Annotated in this window: 20 protein-coding genes; 8 read left to right on the top strand and 12 right to left on the bottom strand. The window is 69.5% G+C overall.

Annotation, left to right across the window (positions count from 1 at the left end; all coding sequences use genetic code 11):
* Nucleotides 1–146: 146 nt before the first annotated feature.
* Complete coding sequence (locus ACZ6DT_RS10545) at nt 147–812, bottom strand: choice-of-anchor P family protein (RefSeq protein ID WP_465591725.1); 666 nt, start codon at nt 810–812, stop codon at nt 147–149.
* 143 nt (nt 813–955) lie between these two features.
* Here ACZ6DT_RS10545 and ACZ6DT_RS10540 point away from each other — a divergent pair, with 143 nt between their 5' ends.
* The 3 genes from ACZ6DT_RS10540 (at nt 956) to ACZ6DT_RS10530 (ending at nt 4,140) form a co-directional block, all read left to right on the top strand.
* Nucleotides 956–1,546 carry a biotin transporter BioY gene (locus tag ACZ6DT_RS10540; RefSeq protein ID WP_465591722.1) on the top strand — a complete coding sequence of 197 codons (591 nt, stop codon included), beginning with the start codon at nt 956–958 and terminating at the stop codon, nt 1,544–1,546.
* A 125-nt stretch (nt 1,547–1,671) separates the two neighbouring features.
* Nucleotides 1,672–3,729: an ATP-dependent DNA helicase gene (locus ACZ6DT_RS10535; protein ID WP_465591720.1), complete on the top strand. Its 2,058-nt coding sequence runs from the start codon at nt 1,672–1,674 to the stop codon at nt 3,727–3,729.
* A 57-nt stretch (nt 3,730–3,786) separates the two neighbouring features.
* Nucleotides 3,787–4,140 carry a hypothetical protein gene (locus tag ACZ6DT_RS10530; RefSeq protein ID WP_007028272.1) on the top strand — a complete coding sequence of 118 codons (354 nt, stop codon included), beginning with the start codon at nt 3,787–3,789 and terminating at the stop codon, nt 4,138–4,140.
* A gap of 72 nt (nt 4,141–4,212) precedes the next feature.
* Here the strand turns inward: ACZ6DT_RS10530 and ACZ6DT_RS10525 are convergent, their stop codons facing one another.
* From ACZ6DT_RS10525 to ctaD, 5 genes are all read right to left on the bottom strand, one after another.
* Nucleotides 4,213–4,617, bottom strand: coding sequence for an OsmC family protein (locus ACZ6DT_RS10525; protein ID WP_465591717.1), 405 nt, complete (start codon nt 4,615–4,617; stop codon nt 4,213–4,215).
* A gap of 51 nt (nt 4,618–4,668) precedes the next feature.
* Nucleotides 4,669–6,402: a serine/threonine-protein kinase gene (locus ACZ6DT_RS10520; protein WP_465591714.1), complete on the bottom strand. Its 1,734-nt coding sequence runs from the start codon at nt 6,400–6,402 to the stop codon at nt 4,669–4,671.
* Between the two features lie 17 nt (nt 6,403–6,419).
* Nucleotides 6,420–7,217, bottom strand: coding sequence for a peptidyl-tRNA hydrolase (locus ACZ6DT_RS10515; RefSeq protein ID WP_465591711.1), 798 nt, complete (start codon nt 7,215–7,217; stop codon nt 6,420–6,422).
* The gene (gene serB / locus ACZ6DT_RS10510) at nt 7,214–8,443 is read right to left on the bottom strand and encodes a phosphoserine phosphatase SerB (protein ID WP_465591708.1); all 1,230 of its coding nucleotides are present in this window, start codon (nt 8,441–8,443) and stop codon (nt 7,214–7,216) included. The genes ACZ6DT_RS10515 and serB overlap by 4 nt, the downstream gene beginning before the upstream one ends.
* A gap of 87 nt (nt 8,444–8,530) precedes the next feature.
* Complete coding sequence (gene ctaD / locus ACZ6DT_RS10505) at nt 8,531–10,309, bottom strand: aa3-type cytochrome oxidase subunit I (RefSeq protein WP_410650610.1); 1,779 nt, start codon at nt 10,307–10,309, stop codon at nt 8,531–8,533.
* A 77-nt stretch (nt 10,310–10,386) separates the two neighbouring features.
* Here ctaD and ACZ6DT_RS10500 point away from each other — a divergent pair, with 77 nt between their 5' ends.
* On the top strand, nt 10,387–11,283 hold the full coding sequence (locus tag ACZ6DT_RS10500; RefSeq protein WP_465591704.1) for a phosphotransferase: 897 nt from the start codon (nt 10,387–10,389) through the stop codon (nt 11,281–11,283).
* A 172-nt stretch (nt 11,284–11,455) separates the two neighbouring features.
* On the opposite strand, the gene ACZ6DT_RS10495 is transcribed toward ACZ6DT_RS10500, so the two are convergent.
* Complete coding sequence (locus tag ACZ6DT_RS10495) at nt 11,456–12,193, bottom strand: alpha/beta fold hydrolase (protein ID WP_465591701.1); 738 nt, start codon at nt 12,191–12,193, stop codon at nt 11,456–11,458.
* A 40-nt stretch (nt 12,194–12,233) separates the two neighbouring features.
* Here ACZ6DT_RS10495 and ACZ6DT_RS10490 point away from each other — a divergent pair, with 40 nt between their 5' ends.
* Nucleotides 12,234–12,734 (top strand): GNAT family N-acetyltransferase, encoded by a 501-nt coding sequence (locus tag ACZ6DT_RS10490; RefSeq protein ID WP_465591698.1) that lies wholly within the window; start codon nt 12,234–12,236, stop codon nt 12,732–12,734.
* 1 nt (nt 12,735) lies between these two features.
* Here ACZ6DT_RS10490 and ACZ6DT_RS10485 read toward each other — a convergent pair whose 3' ends face one another.
* Both ACZ6DT_RS10485 and ACZ6DT_RS10480 read right to left on the bottom strand, forming a co-directional pair.
* The gene (locus ACZ6DT_RS10485; RefSeq protein ID WP_465591695.1) at nt 12,736–13,023 is read right to left on the bottom strand and encodes a hypothetical protein; all 288 of its coding nucleotides are present in this window, start codon (nt 13,021–13,023) and stop codon (nt 12,736–12,738) included.
* An 80-nt stretch (nt 13,024–13,103) separates the two neighbouring features.
* Nucleotides 13,104–13,856, bottom strand: a complete 753-nt coding sequence (locus tag ACZ6DT_RS10480) for an AraC family transcriptional regulator (RefSeq protein ID WP_465591692.1) — start codon at nt 13,854–13,856, stop codon at nt 13,104–13,106.
* Between the two features lie 51 nt (nt 13,857–13,907).
* Between ACZ6DT_RS10480 and ACZ6DT_RS10475 the strand changes: the two genes are divergently transcribed.
* Nucleotides 13,908–14,471: a class I SAM-dependent methyltransferase gene (locus tag ACZ6DT_RS10475; RefSeq protein ID WP_465591870.1), complete on the top strand. Its 564-nt coding sequence runs from the start codon at nt 13,908–13,910 to the stop codon at nt 14,469–14,471.
* A 67-nt stretch (nt 14,472–14,538) separates the two neighbouring features.
* Here the strand turns inward: ACZ6DT_RS10475 and ACZ6DT_RS10470 are convergent, their stop codons facing one another.
* Nucleotides 14,539–15,663 carry an alkaline phosphatase family protein gene (locus ACZ6DT_RS10470; RefSeq protein ID WP_465591689.1) on the bottom strand — a complete coding sequence of 375 codons (1,125 nt, stop codon included), beginning with the start codon at nt 15,661–15,663 and terminating at the stop codon, nt 14,539–14,541.
* 50 nt (nt 15,664–15,713) lie between these two features.
* Between ACZ6DT_RS10470 and ACZ6DT_RS10465 the strand changes: the two genes are divergently transcribed.
* The gene (locus ACZ6DT_RS10465) at nt 15,714–15,926 is read left to right on the top strand and encodes an FmdB family zinc ribbon protein (RefSeq protein WP_465591687.1); all 213 of its coding nucleotides are present in this window, start codon (nt 15,714–15,716) and stop codon (nt 15,924–15,926) included.
* Nucleotides 15,927–16,022: 96 nt separating this feature from the next.
* Entirely contained in the window at nt 16,023–16,955 is a 933-nt protein-coding gene (locus tag ACZ6DT_RS10460) for a mechanosensitive ion channel family protein (protein WP_465591685.1), read from the top strand.
* Nucleotides 16,956–16,989: 34 nt separating this feature from the next.
* Here the strand turns inward: ACZ6DT_RS10460 and ACZ6DT_RS10455 are convergent, their stop codons facing one another.
* Both ACZ6DT_RS10455 and ACZ6DT_RS10450 read right to left on the bottom strand, forming a co-directional pair.
* Entirely contained in the window at nt 16,990–17,364 is a 375-nt protein-coding gene (locus tag ACZ6DT_RS10455; protein WP_465591682.1) for a DUF6401 family natural product biosynthesis protein, read from the bottom strand.
* A gap of 60 nt (nt 17,365–17,424) precedes the next feature.
* The gene (locus ACZ6DT_RS10450) at nt 17,425–18,543 is read right to left on the bottom strand and encodes a trans-sulfuration enzyme family protein (protein WP_465591679.1); all 1,119 of its coding nucleotides are present in this window, start codon (nt 18,541–18,543) and stop codon (nt 17,425–17,427) included.
* Nucleotides 18,544–18,598: the final 55 nt, after the last annotated feature.

Raw genomic sequence — 18,598 nt, 5'->3', positions numbered from 1 at the left:
GGGCGAGGGTGGGGGGGGGTTTGGTGGTGGGGGCCGGGAGGGGTTTGCTGATGTTTGGAGCCCTTCCTCCCCTTGTGTTTTCGTCCTCTGGATGCGGTCCTTGCACACGCAAGGACCGCATCCAGAGGACGAAACGCGGAAGAGGGTCAGGGTTTCTTCTTGCCGTACGGGTCGCAGCGGGCGGTCCCGAGGTAGATGTCGCCCTTCGCCGGTCCGCCGCCCTGCGGGAACAGCTTGATGTGCAGCATGTGCGTCACGAGGCTTCCGTCGGGCGGCGTCGGCGTGACGGTCTCGTTGACCGTCAGCGACGCCAGTGCCGTCCCGTCTTTCCCGCCGGGGATGGTCAGCCGGTGGTTCTGCGGGATGTTCTCCGGCAGCGTGAAGCCGGTGACGTCGCCGAATTCGATGTAGCCCAGGCTGCCGTCCTTGGTGGTGCTGCACTTCGCCTTGAACGTGCGGACGCCGATCACCGGGCCGCCGAAACGGTTGAGCAGGGTGGTTTCGAACCGCCGCCCGGACGCCTCGGCGACGGCCACCGCGCCGGTCCGGCCACAGTTCGAGTCGCCGCCGCCGAACCGGGCGAAGTCGCCGGTGATACTGCCCTGGGTCTTCGCGATCAAGGGGCCGTCGACGTCGCACGGCGCGAGCTCGCCGGTGACGACGTGCTCGTCGCCGATCTCCACGTCGAGCGAACCGACCGACGCGGACGCCGTCGCGGGCGCGGGCTCGGCTGACGCGCTCGCCGGTCCTCCCGTCGCCAGCGCCCCGGTCAGCATCGTCACCGACAACAGCCTCGAAACGGGTTTTTTCATGTCCGGCAGCCTTCACCAACTGCCTGTCCCGTGCAGGGTCATGCCACCCGGTCGAGTGGATCGTGAGGTGCCCGACATTCGGACCGCGGCCCGTCGTCTGGCGTTAACCTCGGTTCACATTCGTGTACTCATAGGAGGTCTGAGTGTCTTCGCTGTCCGTGGCCGTCCCCCGTCCGGTCCTCGCCGACCTCGTTCCCGGCGCCCTCGTCCGCGACGCGGTCCTGGTCGCCGGTGGTGCCGCCCTGACCGGCGCGGCCGCGCAGATCATGCTCCCGGTGCCCGGCTCGCCGGTGCCGATGACCGGCCAGACGTTCGCCGCCCTGCTGGTCGGTGCCGCGCTCGGCTGGAAACGCGGCGCGTTGTCGATGGCGCTGTACCTCGCCGTCGGCGCGGCCGGTTTCGGCTGGTTCCGGGACGGTTCTTCGGGCCTGTTCGGCCCCAGCGCCGGCTACATCGTCGGCTTCGTGCTCGCCGGCGCGCTGGTGGGTGCGCTCGCCGGCCGCGGCGGCGACCGCACGCCGCTGCGTATGGCGGGGACGATGGTGCTGGGCAACCTCGCCATCTACTCGGTCGGTGTGCCGTGGCTGATGGTCTCGGGCGGCTACGGCCTGTCGACCGCGCTCCAGTACGGGGTCGTGCCGTTCCTCATCGGTGACGCGCTGAAGATCGCCGTCGCGGCGGCTCTGCTGCCGGGCACCTGGGCGCTGGTTTCCCGCTTCCGCCAGGAGGCGTGACCGGCCCTTTCGCGGCCCCACGAGCTGCCATGAACGGTCCGTTCCTTGCAAAATTTGCGAGGAACGGACCGTTCCTTGCACGGGGCGGGCGATCTTGACGGTGCCCCCGGCTATCGTCTTGTCCCGTGCCTTCCCGTGCTGACTTCCCCGGTGTCCTCGAACTCCTGACCCACGCGGTCGAGTCCGTGGGCGGTGCCGAGCGCGAGGGCCAGGTGAAGATGGCGGACGCCGTCGGCCGCGCCATCCGCACCGGTGAGCACCTGGCCGTCCAGGCGGGCACGGGTACCGGGAAGTCGTTGGCCTACCTCGTTCCCGCGATCCGGCACGCGGTCGATAAGGAGGCCACGGTCGTGGTCTCCACGGCCACCATCGCCCTGCAGCGCCAGCTGGTCGACCGAGACCTCCCCCGGCTGGCGAAGGCGCTGAAGAAGCCCCTCGGCCGCGAGCCCACCTTCGCGATCCTCAAGGGCCGCCGTAACTATCTCTGCCTTCACCGGCTCGATTCCGGCGCCCCGGACGAGCCCGAAGACCAGCAGCTGTTCGATCCGTTCGCCGTGTCCCGGCTCGGCAAGGAGGTCACGCGGCTGCGGGAATGGTCGTCCGACACCGAAACCGGTGACCGTGACGAGCTGGTCCCCGGCGTCTCCGATCAGGCGTGGCGCCAGGTGTCCGTCACCGCGAAGGAATGCTTGGGTGCCTCGCGCTGTCCCATCGGCACGGACTGCTTCGCGGAACGGTCCCGCGCCGAGGCGGGCAAGGCCGATGTCGTGGTCACCAACCACGCGCTGCTGGCGATCGACGCGCTGCAGGGCTACCAGGTGCTCCCCGAACACGACCTGGTGATCATCGACGAGGCGCACGACCTCGTGGACCGCGTGACCTCCGTGGCGACCGGCGAGCTGACCAGCGGCATGGTCTCCGCCGCCGCCCGGCGCTGCGGGAAACTGGTCGACGACGAAGTGGCCGACCAGTTGCTGGAGGCGAGCGACGGGCTGGCCCTGATCCTCGACGACCTGCCGTCTGGCCGCATGGACTCGCTGCCGCAATCCCTCACCGGCGCGATCCCCGCGGTGCGCGACGCCGCGCACCGCTGCCTCACCGCGCTCGGCAAGGACCGGAAGGAGGACGTCGACGAGGCCACGGCCCGCAAACTGGCGCGGTCGCTGCTCGAAGAGGTCCACGACACCGCGGTCCGGCTGCTCGAGGCCTTCGACGACGACAAGGCGCATCAGCGCGACGTCGTGTGGCTCACCGGGGACCGCTTCTCCACGAACCCGCGTCCGCCCGCGCTGAAGGTCGCCCCGCTGGGTGTCGCCGGTCTGTTGCGCGAGCGTGTCTTCAACCAGCACACGACCGTCCTCACGTCGGCGACGCTGACCCTGGGCGGCACGTTCGACACCATGGCCCGGCAGTGGGGTCTCCCGCCCGGCGGCGCGAGGGTCGAGAAGGCGCCTGGCGCGGCGACGGACAAGGCCGCTCCCGCCGACAGCGACGACGCCGAAGGCCCGAAGTGGACAGGCCTCGACGTCGGCTCCCCGTTCGACCACAAACGCAACGGCATCCTTTATCTGGCCAAGCATCTGCCGCCGCCGGGACGGGACGGGTTGCAGCCCTCGACCATGGACGAGCTGGCCGAGCTGATCGAGGCCGCGGGCGGCCGCACGCTCGGCCTGTTCTCCTCGATGCGCGCGGCGAAGCAGGCCACCGAGGAGATGCGGGAGCGGCTCGACCTGCCGATCCTCTGCCAGGGCGACGATTCCACCGGTCTGCTGGTGCAGAAGTTCTCCGAAGACGCGCGCACCTGCCTGTTCGGCACGCTGTCGCTGTGGCAGGGCGTCGACGTGCCCGGTCCGTCACTCCAGCTCGTGGTGGTCGACAGGATCCCGTTCCCCCGCCCGGACGATCCGGTCTCGTCGGCGCGGCAGCGGGCCGTGGAAGCCAGGGGCGGCAACGGTTTCCTCACCGTCGCGGCCACGCACGCCGCGCTGCTGCTCGCCCAGGGCACCGGACGGCTGCACCGTTCGGTCACCGATCGCGGCGTCGTGGCGATCCTGGACTCGCGGCTGGCCACCGCCCGCTACGGCGGATTCCTGCGTGCGTCGCTGCCGCCGTTCTGGCCGACCATGGATCCGAAGGTCGCCCGCGACGCGCTGCGCCGCCTCGACGCCGCCGCCCCGGCCTGAGTGGTCTGGAACACGGCCGAGTACCGTTAATGGAACGCCGAAGACAGGGAGAGCCGGTTGTCCCACGAGTCGCCCAACGCACAATCCCGGACCGTCAGCGTCGATGACACCGGAGTGCGGCGCCAGCTCGCGGACGGAAGCGAGGAAGCCGTCACGTGGTCCGAGCTGTCCGCGGTGGTGGTCAGAGTGATCCCTGAAGGCCCGTGGAAAGAAGACGTCTTCTTCATGCTCGCGGGCGCCGACGGGAAGGGCACCGCGATCCCCAGTGGCGACCCGGCCGCCGACGCCTTGATCGAGCGGCTCCAGACGCTGCCCGGCTTCGACAACGAGAAGTTCATCGAGGCCATGACCACCGACGCCGACGAGGCGTACGTGGTCTGGAGCGCCGAAGGCCACGCCGCCAAACACTGAGCCCAAGCGCTATGAACGGTCCGTTACTTGCAAATTTTGCAAGTAACGGACCGTTCATAGCATCCGGAGGACCTACTCGACCGGGAAGCTTTCCGTGACCGGGACGCCCTTCTTCAACGTCCGGCTCACCGTGCACAGCCGCTCGATGGCCCGGTCCACCGCCGCCGCGAGCGCCTCGCGCTCCAAAGCAGGCAGAGAAGACACGTCGACGTCGAAAGCCACATGGACCGCGTCGAGCTCCGAAGCGCCTTCGCGCCTGTCCGCGGTCACGCCGACCCGGAATTTCGAGTCCTCCCCGATCCGGCGCGTGATGAGGTTCTCGGCGGTCACGGCCGAGCAGCCCGCCGCCGCGATCTGAAGCAGTTCGGCGGGTGAGAAGGCGCCCTCGGCGCCCTTGCGACCGATCACGACCTCGGCGCCGCGTTCGTTGCGGCCGATGAAGCGGTGCTCGCCGTCGCGCTGGACTTCCAAAGACACGGTTTCCCTTTCAGGGTCTGTCGGCCGCCACCCGTTCAGAGTGGCGGCAGCCTAGGGGCGATCTCGCCGGCGAGCCGTTCCGCGGCCGGGCACATCTCCTGCGGCTTCTTGACCTTGTCCGCGACGTAGATCTCCACCGTCTCGATCATGGCACGGCCGTCGCCGGTGAAGGTCCGGTGCGGGATCTCGGCCTGGGCAAGCCTTCCACTCCGTCGAGATCTCGACGAAGGCCTCCCGCGATCCGAGAGCGACGCGCCTGCCCTCGTCTTCGAACGGCACCCGCTCCCGTTCGAACCGGATCGTCACCTCCGTCTCGCGATAATTCCAGTAGCACTCCCAGTTGCCGAAGACCGGGTCCGGCCCGGCCGGGCCGCCGACGATCGCCCGCGGCAGGTTCCCGCCCAGGGCGCAGGCGTCGAGGCTCCCGAGCGAACCGGCGGGAAACGGAGCGGGACGCCGCTTGACCGTCTCCCGGTTCAGCACGTCCGCCGCGTGCGCGGCCACCGGATCGACGTAATCGCACAGGTGCGCGTGCCAGTTCCGGATGTGCCGGGCGTGCACCCACACCTGGTTGCCGTCCGGCAGCGGGACACCCCGTGCGCACTTGTCTTCGGAGCCGCTCGGTAACTCGCGCACGATCAGGTGCCCTGGCATCGGCTTGTCCAGCAGGGGTGACGACGACGACGTCAGTTCGAGCCGGATGTCGACGATGTCCTCCTCGTCCGCGCTCAGGCGCAGGAGGACGCCGCACGAGTTGAAATTGCCGCCGGCGGTGTCCGGTTCGGGGGTTCCGAGGTGCTTCAGCACGGCCGGCTCCACGAGCGCGCACGGATCCGCCGTCCGTCGATCGCCGAGGGAATCGGCGGATGGTGTGGCCGCCATCGACGCTGGTTCCCTGGTGGCGTAGAGCAGACCTCCGACCAGCACCAGCACCACCGCGACGGCGCCGATCGCGACGGCCCGCCCGGGCATCCGGAACCGCCGCGACCGCGCGGGAACGGCGACATCCGCGATTCCGGACAGCAACTCGGCCGCGCGGACGGCGTCCGGCCGACCGGCGGGTTTGCGTCGCAGCAGTTCGGTCAGCACCGGCGCCAGCGATCCCGCCCGGCGGATCGGCTCCACGGAGTACGACGTCGCCCGCCGGAGCTGGACGAACGGTCCCACGCTCGCGTCGCCCCACACCGACGTGCCCTCGACGGCGGCGAAAAGTGTCGCGCCGAGCGAGAACACGTCCGCCGCGGCGCCCGCCTGACGCCCTTCGGCCATCTCGGGCGCGACGTAGCCGGGAGTGCCGACGTCGAGGCCGCCACCGGTTCGGGTCACCTCCGCCCACTGCGCGATGCCGAGGTCGGTGAGTTTGGCGGTGCCGTCGTCGGCCACCAGGACGTTGCCCGGTTTGAGGTCGCGGTGGACCATGCCCTTCTCGTGCATCGCCGCGAGCGCGGCGGCGAGCTGGACGCCGATCTTCGCCACCTTGCCGGGTGACAGCGGCCCGTCGGTGTCGATGACGTCGGCGAGGTTGCGCGAAGGCAGGTACTCCATGACGAGCCAGCGGTCGTCACCGTCGATCACGGCGTCGAAGACGGTGACGACGTTCGGATGGTGCAGACCCGCGCCGATCCGCGCCTCGCGCCGGATCTGGCCGCTGTCCCCGGCCTGCGAACGCTTGAGGGCGACGACCCGGCCGAGGTCCAGATCGGTGGCACGCCAGACCACACCCATGCCCCCGGCGCCGATCCGCTCCCCCAAGCGATAGCGCCCGGCGATCAGCCGGTCACCCATATGGGGAGTATAAGAGGCTAGGCCCTTCGGGCTAGGACCGTGACTGTTCCGGGATCGACTTCGGTGAACCCGGCGTCCCGGACCGCGACGACGCCGTCGCGGCGCCACGAGCCCTCCGGATCCTCGACCGGGCACAGTGCCTTCCAGGTCGCGACCGGCGGAGTCCGCACCGAGCACCGGAACCCGGTCTCTGCCCAGGCCGCCCGTTCGGCTTCGTCCAGCAGCGAGGCCAGGATCATCGTCGCGTGCCCGACCTGGGCGGCGCCCTTGCCGACGGTCATCGAGACCTCGGGGTTCAGCAGCAACCGAGGGAGACCGCCCGGCGCGGGCTCGGGCTCGTCGGCGGGGAGTTCACTCCCGGAGATCTGCAACCGCGAGACCTCTTTCGGGGTGTCGACGACGCGGCCGGGCAGCAACGCCCGCGCCTCGGCCCCGGCCACCTCGATGGTGATGCCGGGCAGCTCCTGAACAGCGTGCCAATGGGCGCCGCGCGCACGCCGGGCGACCTTGCGGATCCGGCCGTCGACCCACGCCTTGAGCGGCTCATGCCATTCGCCCTCGGGCTCGGCACGTTCGTCGAGACAAACCGCGATCGCGGCCGCCGCGGCGGCTTCCAGCAACGCGGTCCGCGACGGCGGTTCGGCGCGTTCCATCCGCAGGATCACCGGCATGGCGCGGACCTCGGCGGGATCCTCGTCGGAGGTGTCTTCCGCTCGAAGTGCTCTTTCCCGCTGAGAGCGCATCAGCACCGTGCTTTCCGCGGGGAGTCCGAGCCAGTACGCGTAGCGCGCGGCCAGCGGTTCCAGCACGCTCATGGCCGGGAAAACTCGAGCCCGTCGGCCGCGTCGGCGGCCTCGATCTCGGCCCTGGTGACCCCGAGCAGGAACAGCACGGCGTCGAGGTACGGATGCGAAAGCGCGGTGTCGGCGACCTCGCGCAGCGCGGGCTTCGCGTTGAAGGCGACGCCCATTCCGGCGACCGACAGCATGTCGATGTCATTCGCCCCGTCACCGACCGCGACGCACTGCTCCAGCGAGATCTCGTACTCGTCGGCGAACCGGCGCAGCGCCACCGCTTTGCCCGCGCGGTCGACGATCTCCCCGACCACCCGGCCGGTGAGCTTGCCGTCGATCACTTCGAGTTCGTTCGCGGCGGCGAAATCGAGACCGAGGTCGTCCACGAGGGACTGGATGATCTTGGTGAACCCGCCCGAAACGACCCCGCAGCGGAAACCCATCCGCTTCAGCGTGCGGATGGTAGTGCGCGCGCCAGGGGTGAGCTCGATGGACGCGGCGACCTCGTCGAGCACCGTCTCCGGGAGCCCTTCCAGCAGCGCCACGCGGCGCTCCAGCGATTCGCTGAAGTTCAGCTCGCCGCGCATCGCGGCTTCGGTGATTTCGCGGACCTGCGGCTCGACGCCGGCGTGCGCGCCGAGCATCTCGATGACCTCGCCCTGGATGAGCGTGGAATCGACGTCGAAGACGACCAGTCGCTTGGCGCGGCGGGCGAGCCCGGCCCGCTCGACCGAGATGTCGATCCCGGCCTCGACGGCGGCGTCCGCCAGCGCGGTGCGCAGCGCGGCGTCGGCCGCCGGGGTGTCCTGGGCGAGCGAGGCGTACAGCTCCAGTCCCGTGACCGGATAGTCGGCGACACTGCGGATCGAGTCGATGTTGACGTCCAGCGCGGCGAGGCGGCGCGCGACGTCGGAGAACGCCCGCGCGGTGACCGGGCGGCCGAGTATCAGCAGGACATGCGTCGAATCCTTCTTGCCGATGGCGAACGGGTCCGCGCCGATGGCCGAGCCGATCTTCACCTCGACCTGCATCCCGACCGATGCCATCGCCTGCTCGACGTATTCCTGCAGGCCTTCGGGGTCGCGGTACACCCCGGCGAGCACGCCGAGCACCAGCTGGCCGCGGATCACGACCTGCTCGACGTCGAGCACGTCGACATCGTGGCGCGACAGCACGGCGAACAGCACCGAGGACACACCCGGTTTGTCGGGACCGGTGGTGGTGATGAGAACTGGTGTCTGCGTCACGGACTCAGTCTTTCGTAGCCGGGCACGAAAAAGGCGCGTACCGCACCTCGGTGTGAGGCAGGGCACGCGCCATTTCCGCTTATCGGGTCACTTCTCGCTGGAGTTGTCCTTGGAGTGGTCACCCGGCATGGCCGCCTCGGTGAGCACCTGGGACGGCGCGCGGTGGGAGTTGACCTTCTGCTTCCCGAAGAAGCCGATCTCACCCTCCTTGTGGATGCGCTCGACCATATGCGGGTAGTGCAGCTCGAACGCCGGCCGCTCGGACCGGATCCGCGGCAGCTCGGTGAAGTTGTGCCGCGGCGGCGGGCAGGACGTCGCCCATTCGAGCGAGTTGCCGTAGCCCCACGGGTCGTCCACCGTGACGATCTCGCCGTACCGGTAACTCTTGAAGACGTTCCAGATGAACGGCAGCGTCGAAGCACCGAGGATGTACGCGCCGATCGTCGAGATCGTGTTCAGCGTGGTGAACCCGTCCGACTGCAGGTAGTCCGCGTACCGGCGCGGCATGCCTTCGGCACCCAGCCAGTGCTGCACCAGGAACGTGGCGTGGAAGCCGATGAACGTGGTCCAGAAGTGCCACTTGCCGAGCTTCTCGTCCATCATGCGGCCGGTGATCTTCGGGAACCAGAAGTAGATCCCGGCGAACGTGGCGAACACGATCGTGCCGTAGAGCACGTAGTGGAAGTGCGCGACGACGAAATAGCTGTCGGACACGTGGAAGTCGATCGCCGGCGCGGCCAGCATGATGCCGGTCAGTCCGCCGAAGAGGAACGTGACGATGAAGCCCATCGAGAAGATCATCGGCGTCTCGAAGGACAGCTGGCCCTTCCACATCGTGCCGATCCAGTTGAAGAACTTCACCCCGGTCGGGACCGCGATCAGGAAGGTCATGAAGGAGAAGAACGGCAGCAGCACGGCGCCGGTCGCGTACATGTGGTGCGCCCACACGGCCACCGACAGCGCGGCGATCGCCAGCGTCGCCCAGACCAGGCCCTTGTAGCCGAAGATCGGCTTGCGGCTGAAGACCGGGAAGATCTCCGACACGATCCCGAAGAACGGTAGCGCGACGATATAGACCTCTGGATGGCCGAAGAACCAGAACAGGTGCTGCCAGAGGATCACGCCGCCGTTCGCGGGGTCGAACACATGCGCCCCGAGATGCCGGTCCGCCAGCAGGCCCATCAGGGCCGCGGTCAGGATCGGGAACGCCAGCAGGATCAGGATGCTGGTGACCAGGATGTTCCAGGTGAAGATCGGCATCCGGTACATCGTCATACCCGGCGCGCGCAGGCAGATCACCGTGGTGATCATGTTGACGCCACCGAGGATGGTGCCGAGACCGGACACGACCAGACCGGAGATCCACAGGTCGGCGCCGACGCCGGGCGAGTGGATGGCGTCCGACAGCGGGGTGTAGGCGAACCAGCCGAAGTCGGCGGCGCCACCCGGGGTCAGGAAGCCGGACATCACGATCAGGCCGCCGAAGAGGTACAGCCAGTACGAGAACGCGTTCAGCCGCGGGAAGGCGACGTCGGGCGAACCGATCTGCAGCGGCAGGATGAAGTTCGCGAAACCGAAGAGGATCGGCGTCGCGTACAGCAGCAGCATGATCGTGCCGTGCATGGTGAACAGCTGGTTGTACTGCTCCTGCGAAAGGAACTGCTGCCCGGGACGCGCCAGCTCGGAGCGGATCAGCATCGCCATCGCGCCGCCCACCATGAAGAAGGCGAACGACGTGACCAGGTACATGATGCCGATTTGCTTGTGGTCCGTCGTGCGGAACAACCGCAGCAGGTACGAACCCTTTACCGACTCCCGCGCGGGATACGGGCGCGTGGCGATCGGCTTGGGGGCTACGGCCGTCACTCCTGCCTCCAACACTCAAACCTTGTGGTGGTCAATTTCCGGTCGCCGGGCGGGTTCGGGACCCACTCCGGCGGCTAGTGGGGATCGTAGCCCTCACTACCGACAGTCGCGCGCACCGGCTGGCAAGATCGCGCCGTGACCGACGAACACACGCGTGCGGGAGTGGCCGCGGCGGTCGCCGTCGGTGCTCGGTACGGGCTGCCCACCGATGCCCCCGAGGTCCTGCATTTCAAGTCGAACGTGCTGGTGAGACTGGGTCCGGTGGTGGCGCGGGTGCCCGCCACGACGCGCCTCGCGCGCTCCTCCCCAGAGCACTGGCTCTTGCGCGACGTCGAGCTGTCGAGCCACCTTACGGAACGTGGTGTGCTCGTCGTCTCACCCACCACGAACCCCCCGGCAGGACCACATTTCGCCGACGGCCTTCCGGTCACTCTCTGGCACTACACGCCGCACGAACCGGGGCACACGCTGTCGCCGCGCGAGGTGGCGATCTCACTGGCCCGGGTGCACGCCGCGCTCGCGGACTACCCCGGCGAGCTACCCGAATTCGGACCGGTCCGTGCACTCCGGACGTTGCTCGACGAGCACGGTTCCGCCATGGGTGCGGCGCGGCGCCGCGGTTGTCCGAAGAACTCGAACGGGTCGTGGCGGCGCTTCCGGCGGACGAGGTCCGGCCGCTGCACGGGGACGCTCATCGGGGCAACGTCATCGCGACGGCGGCCGGACCGTGCTGGCTCGATTTCGAGGACACCTGGCGCGGCCCGCTCGGCTGGGACCTCGGCGTGCTCTACGCGGAGGCAGGCCCCGCCGCTTTGGACGAATACCCGGCGGACGTGACGCCCTCGTCGCTGGAACCGTTCATCGCGTTGCGGCGGTTGTTCGAGGTTCCTTGGCGATTCGTGATCGCGCGGCGGTTCCCGGAGCGGCTCCCGGAGGCCGAGGCCGCTCTGGAGCGCTACTTCCAGCGCATTTAGTCCTCTCGATGCGCCTAAGGGCCGGGACGACCTCGCGACGATGAAGGAATCGCGACATTCGACGTCCCGATTCGTGCACCCACTCCCGCCCACCCACGCATCCAGAGGACTAAATGCGGGGGAAAGCACCTCGCCCCCAGCGTTACCCCCGAGCGTTACCCCCGAGCGTTTCTCACGCGGGGTACCAGCCCAAGATCGCTTCGACGACGCCGGCCGGATCCTCCAGCGGCGTCAGATGTCCCGCCTCCGGAAGTACGACCAAGGTCGCGTCCAACAGCGTTTCCATCAGAGTGTTCGCCGCCTCCAGTGGGGTCAGGCCGTCCTCTTCGCCGACCACGACCAGCGCCGGCACTTCCACCGCCCGCAGCGTTTCGAGCGAATCGGGCCGGGCCGCCATCGCACGCGCCGCCCACGCGATTCCCGCCGGAGGCTGCGTCGTGATCAGTTCGCGAAGTCGTCCGGTCACCTCCGGGCCTGCCTTTTCGGCGAGCAGTCCGGGCGTGACGGCGTCGGGCATCCATCCGGCTCCTTCCGCCTCGACCCGGGCCGCGACGTCGTGCCGGGCCTGGGCGGCTTCGGGGGTGTCGGCCGTCGCCTTCGTGTCGATGAACACGAGCCCGCCCACCCGTTCCGGTGCGAGACGCAGCACCGCCATCGTCAGGTAGCCGCCCATCGAGCAGCCGCCGAGGACGACTTTGTCGAGTCCGAGCCGGTCGAGCAGTGCCACGACGTCGCGGGCGGCATCGTCCAGATCCGGTTCCCGGTCCGTCTCCGGCAGCGGGCTGCGACCGAGGCCGCGCTGGTCCGGGGTGATCAGCCGCAGACGTTCCGAGAGCGGCGCGCGGACCGCGTCCCACATGCGGGCGTCGACGGGGAAGGCGTGCAGCAGTACCAGCGGGAGATCCTTCATGACGTTAATTCTGTCGCACCCCGGCGCTACCGTCGGATCCGTGCTGACAGAGATCAAGACGGAGAGGCTGCTGTTGCGGCGGCTGCGCGAGGCGGATCGCGAGAACATCGTCGCGCTGCAGGCCGATCCGGAGACGAACAGGTTCAACCCCGTGCCGCACACCGTCGAGGGTGCGCGGGAGCTGTACGACGCCTGGATGAAGCAATGGGCCGAGCACGGGTTCGGCTATCTCGCGGTGTCCGCTTTGGACGATCCCGAGGTGATCGCCGGCTTCGGTGGCGTCCGCTATCACGAATGGAACGGCGAGCGCGTGCTGAACCTCGCGTACCGCTTCTGGCCGTTCGCCTGGGGCAAGGGCTATGCGACGGAGATGGCGGCCGCCGTCGTCGCATGGGCCGACCGGGAGATCCCCGACATCCCGGTGATCGCCGACATCATGGTGTCCAACGTGCCGTCGGTCCGGGTCGCCGAGCGGCTCGGCTTCAAAATCCACACGGAGGAGGAATTCGCAGGAGCGCCCTCACTGCACATGCGGCGCTGAGTCACCAGCGTCCGGGACGGCGCCGGGACCGCGCGCCCCAGCACGCCTTGTGCCAATGGCGGCGGTCGGCGACCCCGCCGATGTCGTCGGCGGGCCAGGCGACCACATGCGGGGTGCCCTGCCGGATCTCGTGGTCGCAACCGGGGCAGCGGTAGTCCTTGGTGGCCTGCGCGCCGGGCACGGTACGCACCAGCCATTCGCCGTCGGTGGCGGATTCGGAACGCGCCCAGCCGGTGGACGCGCCGAGGTCGGGGCGGTTACCGCGTTCGGGCCGGTTACGTCGTGGCACGCCGAAACGGTATACGGCCGAGTGTGCCGCGAGCGTGTCGTTTGTCCAATCACGCGTGACGGCCACCGGATCACGCCGCGCTAGCCGCCGAAGTAAGCGCCCGGTGTCACACCCACCGCCCGGCGGAAGGCGGCGACGAACGCGCTCGGCGAGGAGTAGCCGATCCGGCGGGAGACCGCGGTCAGCGGCATGCCCTCGGCCAGCAGCGGCAAGGCCGCGCGCAGCCGGGCCTGCACCCGCCAGGCGCCGAACGTCGTCCGGCATTCGGTGAGGAACAGCCGCGCGAGCGTGCGCTCGCTCGCACCCGCGTCGTGGGCGAAATCCGCGAGGCCGCGGCGATCCGCCGGATCGGCGATCACCGCCCGCGCGACGGTCAGCGCACGCCCGTCCGACGGCATCGGCACGGTGATCGGCACGACGTCCACCGGGTCCAGCAGGTCGAAGGCGACGGCCTCGGCCCGGCGGCGCGCGTCGTCGCGGAGGTCGGCCGCGCCGAGGTGCTCCAGCAGTTCGCGCAGCAACGGGCGGACGGCGATAAGCGTCGGTTCGAGCCAGTGCACCGGGCACCGGTCTCGAGCGGCGTAGATCCCCCGCAACACGGTCTGCGCGGTGGCGCCGGTGCGGTGCACGACACCGGCCGGGATCCACAGCGCTCGCGTCGGCGGCAGCACCCAATACCGCTCGCCGACGTTCACGCTCAAGATCCCCCGCGCCGCCCAGGCGAGCTGATGACCGTCGTGCTCGTGCCACGGAAGCCATGTACCGGCGGGCAGGTCCATCTCGCCGAGCACCATCGCCGTCGGCATCGGGGGCAGGAGTCCGATTCTCGACATCACTTGGCAGCCTATCGTCTACCGGTCACGGCTAGCTTCGGATTCATGCCGATGAACCTGGTACACCGCAAGCTCTGCAGTTCCGCGCTGTGGGCGAAAGCCGTCGCCGCCGAGATGCCGGGCAACGTCGCCGGTTTCGACCTCGGCGACTCCGTACTCGAGATCGGCCCCGGCTTCGGCGCGACCACCCGCGCGCTCGTCCGGCTCGTCCCCCGGCTCACCGCGATCGAGATCGACGGGACCTCGGCGGAACTGCTCGAGCGGGAATTCGGCGGCCGGGTACGGATCGTCCGGGGCGACGGCGCGGCGATGCCCTTCGAGGACGGCGAGTTCTCGGCGGTCGTCTGCTTCACGATGCTGCATCACGTGCCGACGACGGCGTTGCAGAACGCGATCTTCGCCGAAGCGTTCCGGGTGCTCCGCCCCGGCGGTGTCCTGCGCGCGATCGACAGTCTGGCGAACGTGCCGTTCCGGCTCTTCCACCTCGGCGACACGATGAACGCGCTCGACCCGGTTTCGCTCTGGCCCCGGCTCACCGGCGCCGGGTTCACCGACGTCGACGTCGATCACGTCCCGAAGCGGAGCGTGAAGTTCTCGGCCCGGAAGCCCGCCTGACGCGTTTCGTCCTCTGAATGCGGTAGTTGCACGCGCAAGGACCGCATTCAGAGGACGAAATGCGAGGCTAGCCGTGCGCGAGGACCAGCGGGACGAGTTGTTCGGCCGGCGTCAGCGAGCCGTGCTGGCCGACCAAGGAGGACTCGACGGCCTCGGCCAGTTCCCGCACGAGCCCGAACCGCCCCTTCGACGCCACGACCACGTCGCCGATGCGCGGGCGGACCCGGTCGGAGACCGGCCCGAACCAGCCCGCCTCGACGGCCTCGTCGCGCGGGAGGATCCACGCCCGGTCACCGATCACCTCGCGCCAGGCCGCCAGCACGTCGGCCTCGGCGCCCGGTTCGCTGTAGACGTGCCGTGCCCGGACCTCACCCCCGATCGCCCGGACGCCGCCGAGCAGCGCGGGTGTCTCGTCGATGTCGAGCGCGCCCTCGACGGTCACCATGCCGTGGTCGGCCACGACCGCGAGGAGCGAACCGGGCGGCAGTCCGTCCACAATGGACTCGACCAGTCGGTCGACGTGGCGCAGCTGCATTCGCCACGGCGCCGAACCGGGCCCGTAGACGTGGCCCAGCATGTCGAGTTCGCTGTGATAGCCCCAGCAGAACGCCGGCCGCGTTTCGAGGCAGTGCAGGATGCGGGCGGCAAGGTCGCCGAGCGCGTGGACGCCGACATAACGCGCACCCGACTGCGTCGCGCGGGTCAGCGCGGTGTCGGCGAACTTCGCCGAAGACACCACACTGGTCGCGATCCCGGCGGCCGCCGCGCGTTCGAACGTCGTCGGCAGGGGCTGGACTTCGCGCGGCGGCAGAACACCGCGGAGATCGCCGCCGTCCACGTGGCTGGTCCAGCGCAACGCGTTCAGGACACCGGCGCCCGGCACCTCGAAGCTGTAGCCGACCAGGCCGTGCTCCCCCGAGGCCAGCCCCGTGCCGATCGCGCCGAGACCGGCCGCCGTCGTCGCCGGGAAACCGACCCGCAGCGGCGACTTCGCCAGCTGGGTGAGCACGGGCGCGTCGGCGGCGTGCTCGGCCAGCAGTTCCCAGCCGAGACCGTCGATGAGCAGGACGCAGGCGCCGGCCGTCTCCGCCAGGCTCAAGGAGTTGGCGAACCCGCCGGCGCCGAGGGCGGACAGCACGGACGGGACGACTTGGCCGAGATGCGGCACATGCGCCGCGACAGGCAGTTCCACCCGGCCAGCTTGCCATCCCGAAGCCGGGAGGAGATGGGATAATGCCGGACATGCCGACTTACGCCTACCGCTGCCGCGAATGCGCCGGGACCTTCGAACTGCTGCGGCCGATGAGCCAGTCCGGCGCGCCCGCGCCGTGCCCGGAGGGTCACCAGGACACCGTCAAGCTGTTGACGACCGTCGCGCTGACCGGTTCGGCTTCCGGACCGGCCCCCGTTCCCGCGGGCGGAGGCGGCTGCTGCGGAGGCGGCTGCTGCGGCTGACCCACCCGTTCGGGTGGCTCACCGTGTGATCGTCCGAACGGCGGGTAACCCGTTCCCACCAGCCTGGAAGCTCCAAGGTGGAAGGGAGAACGTCCAGTGGCCACATCAGCACTGGCGGCCGTCGACTTCGGTCAAGGCGTGTCGAGCGCCTGGAGTTCGGTCGCCACCTTCGTCCCGAAACTACTCGCGTTCCTGGTCATCCTGCTCATCGGCTGGCTGATCGCGAAGGCGCTCGCCAAAGCCGTGAGCATGGTGCTCGAGAAGGTCGGGTTCAACCGGCTCCTCGAACGCGGGGGCTTCAAACAGATGCTCGCGCGAAGCCAGTTCGACGCGTCGGACATCATCAGCAAGATCGTCTACTACGCGATCCTGCTGATCGCCCTGCAGTTCGCGTTCGGCGTGTTCGGCCCGAACCCGGTGAGCTCGCTGCTCAACGACATCGTCGCCTGGCTGCCGCGCGCCATCGTCGCGATCATCATCGTGGTGATCGCCGGCGCGATCGCCAAGGCGGTCAAGGATCTGGTCGCCAACGCCCTCGCCGGCGTTTCCTACGGCAAGGTGCTCGCCACCATCGCTTCGGTGTTCATCTGGGGTCTCGGTGCGATCGCCGCGCTGAACCAGATCGGCGTGGCCACCGCGGTCACGCTGCCGGTGCTGATCACCGTGCTCGCCACGGTCGGCGGCATCGCCGTCGTCGGTGTCGGCGGTGGTCTCATCAAGCCGATGCAGCAGCGCTGGGAGACCTGGCTCGGCCGGGCCGAGGCGGAGATCCCCGCCGCGAAGGCGCAGGCCGAGGCCTACCAGCGCGGTCGCGAAGACGCCGGCCGTTCGGGTGACGTGCCGACCGAGCGCACGACGGTCGGCCAGCCGGTGTCCGCCGGGCACCACGCGGCCGAGGAGAACCGGATGGGTCAGCAGCCGACGCCGCACCAGCAGTTCCCGTCCAGCCAGGGTCAGGTGTCCCAGCACCAGGATCCCGGCCAGCGGCCCCCCGGTGGAAACATGCCCCCTCCGCCGGAGTACCGCTGACCTTCCCCGGGAGCGGGTGGGGCGTCCGGCCGCCCTACCCGCTCCCGGTCGGCCGGTCGTCGATCGTGGCGGCCAGCGAACACACGCCGACCAGCCGCGCGGTCATCCAGTCACTGGTGGTCCAAGCGGACAGATCGGCCGGAGGACGAAACGTCCACCCCTTGATCCTGGCCTCGTCGAGCAACCCTCGCGTGTAGCCGGCGAGCAGGACGACCCCGGCGACCGCCGCCGAACCTTCGACCCCCGCCGCGAGGATGTCCCGCACCGCGGCGGAGTGCTGATCGAAGACGGCCGACAGCCCGGGCAGGGCCGCCGCCGCGGCGAGCCCGGCGACACCGATCTGCTGGTGCAGCCGGGAAAGCGTGCTACGAGCCGAAGATTCCACCCAGGACGAGACCAGATCTTTCACCCGACCAGGTTAGCCAGGCCGGACGATTTGTCGACATAACGGTGACGACGATCGCAGCATTCAGCACGTCTTGAGTGCCTGATCCAGGTCGTGCCAGAGGTCCTCGACGTCCTCCAGTCCCACCGACATGCGGATGAGCCGGTCGGTGACCCCCGCGCCGCGCCGGTCGTCCTCGGCCACGATCCGGTGGCTGATCGACGCGGGATGCTGGATGAGCGAGTCGACGCTGCCGAGGCTGACGGCCGGGGTGATCAACCGGACCGCGCCGATGAGCGCGTGCGGATCTCCGTCGACCTCGAACGCGATCAGCGGACCGCCGACGGCCGGGTAGTGCACGGCGCTCACGTTCGCGTGACCGCGAAGCCGCTCGACGAGTTCGGCGGCCGTCGCGGACGCGGCGTTGACGCGCAGCGGAAGGGTCGAGAGGCCGCGAAGCAGCATGTACCCGGCCAGTGGGTGCAGGACGCCTCCGGTGGCGAAGCGGATCTGCCGCAACATCCCCGCGTCTTCGGCGCTACAAGCGACGACGCCGCCCATGACGTCGCCGTGGCCACCGAGGAACTTGGTCGCGCTGTGCAGGACGAACCGGGCGCCGTGCCGTCCCGGCCGCTGGAGCACGGGAGTCGCGAACGTGTTGTCGACCAGCACCGGGACCTCGCCCGCGGCGCGGACGATCTCGGCGATGTCGACCTCGCGCAGGGTCGGGTTCGCGGGTGTTTCCAGCAGCACCAGCCCGGTGTCGGGCCGCAGCGCCGACACGACGCCTTCCGGATCGGCCCAGGTCACCTCGGTGCCGAGCAGACCGGACGTGAGCATGTGGTCGGTGCAGCCGTAGACCGGCCGGACGGCGACGACATGCCGTTTGCCCTGCGCGACGGCGGCGAGCAGCGAAGCCGACACCGCGGCCATGCCGGTGGCGAACGCGACGGCGTCGTCGAAGCCTTCGAGTTCGGCGAGTGCCTTCTCGAACCGTTCGACGGTCGGGTTGCTCAGCCGCCCGTAGACCGGGAGCCCGGACAGCGAGCCCGAAGCGGCGAATTCGTCGATGCGGCCCGCCTCCTCGACGCTGTCCCGCGACGGGTAGGTCGTGGACAGGTCGAGCGGAGCGGCGTGGACGCCGAGGTCCGTGAGATCGTCACGGCCGGCGTGGACGGCTCGGGTGCGCAGCGTTGCGGTCATACTCCAGATGGTGCGATTTTCTCCGGACCTATCGCAATATCCTCGGATATCATTC

Source organism: Amycolatopsis sp. NPDC041971 (genome assembly GCF_055588925.1).
Note: the sequence above shows the minus strand (reverse complement) of the source record. Positions and strands in the feature narration are given on the sequence as shown.

Bases quoted from the DNA above. Each gene is read 5' to 3' on its own strand.
- ACZ6DT_RS10545 (WP_465591725.1), bottom strand. From the start codon at position 812: ATGAAAAAACCCGTTTCGAGGCTGTTGTCGGTGACGATGCTGACCGGG.
- ACZ6DT_RS10515 (WP_465591711.1), bottom strand. From the start codon at position 7,217: ATGAGCGTGCTGGAACCGCTGGCCGCGCGCTACGCGTACTGGCTCGGA.
- ACZ6DT_RS10480 (WP_465591692.1), bottom strand. From the start codon at position 13,856: ATGTCGAGAATCGGACTCCTGCCCCCGATGCCGACGGCGATGGTGCTC.
- ACZ6DT_RS10495 (WP_465591701.1), bottom strand. From the start codon at position 12,193: ATGAAGGATCTCCCGCTGGTACTGCTGCACGCCTTCCCCGTCGACGCC.
- ACZ6DT_RS10450 (WP_465591679.1), bottom strand. From the start codon at position 18,543: ATGACCGCAACGCTGCGCACCCGAGCCGTCCACGCCGGCCGTGACGAT.
- ACZ6DT_RS10465 (WP_465591687.1), top strand. From the start codon at position 15,714: ATGCCGACTTACGCCTACCGCTGCCGCGAATGCGCCGGGACCTTCGAA.
- ACZ6DT_RS10475 (WP_465591870.1), top strand. From the start codon at position 13,908: ATGAACCTGGTACACCGCAAGCTCTGCAGTTCCGCGCTGTGGGCGAAA.
- ACZ6DT_RS10520 (WP_465591714.1), bottom strand. From the start codon at position 6,402: ATGGGTGACCGGCTGATCGCCGGGCGCTATCGCTTGGGGGAGCGGATC.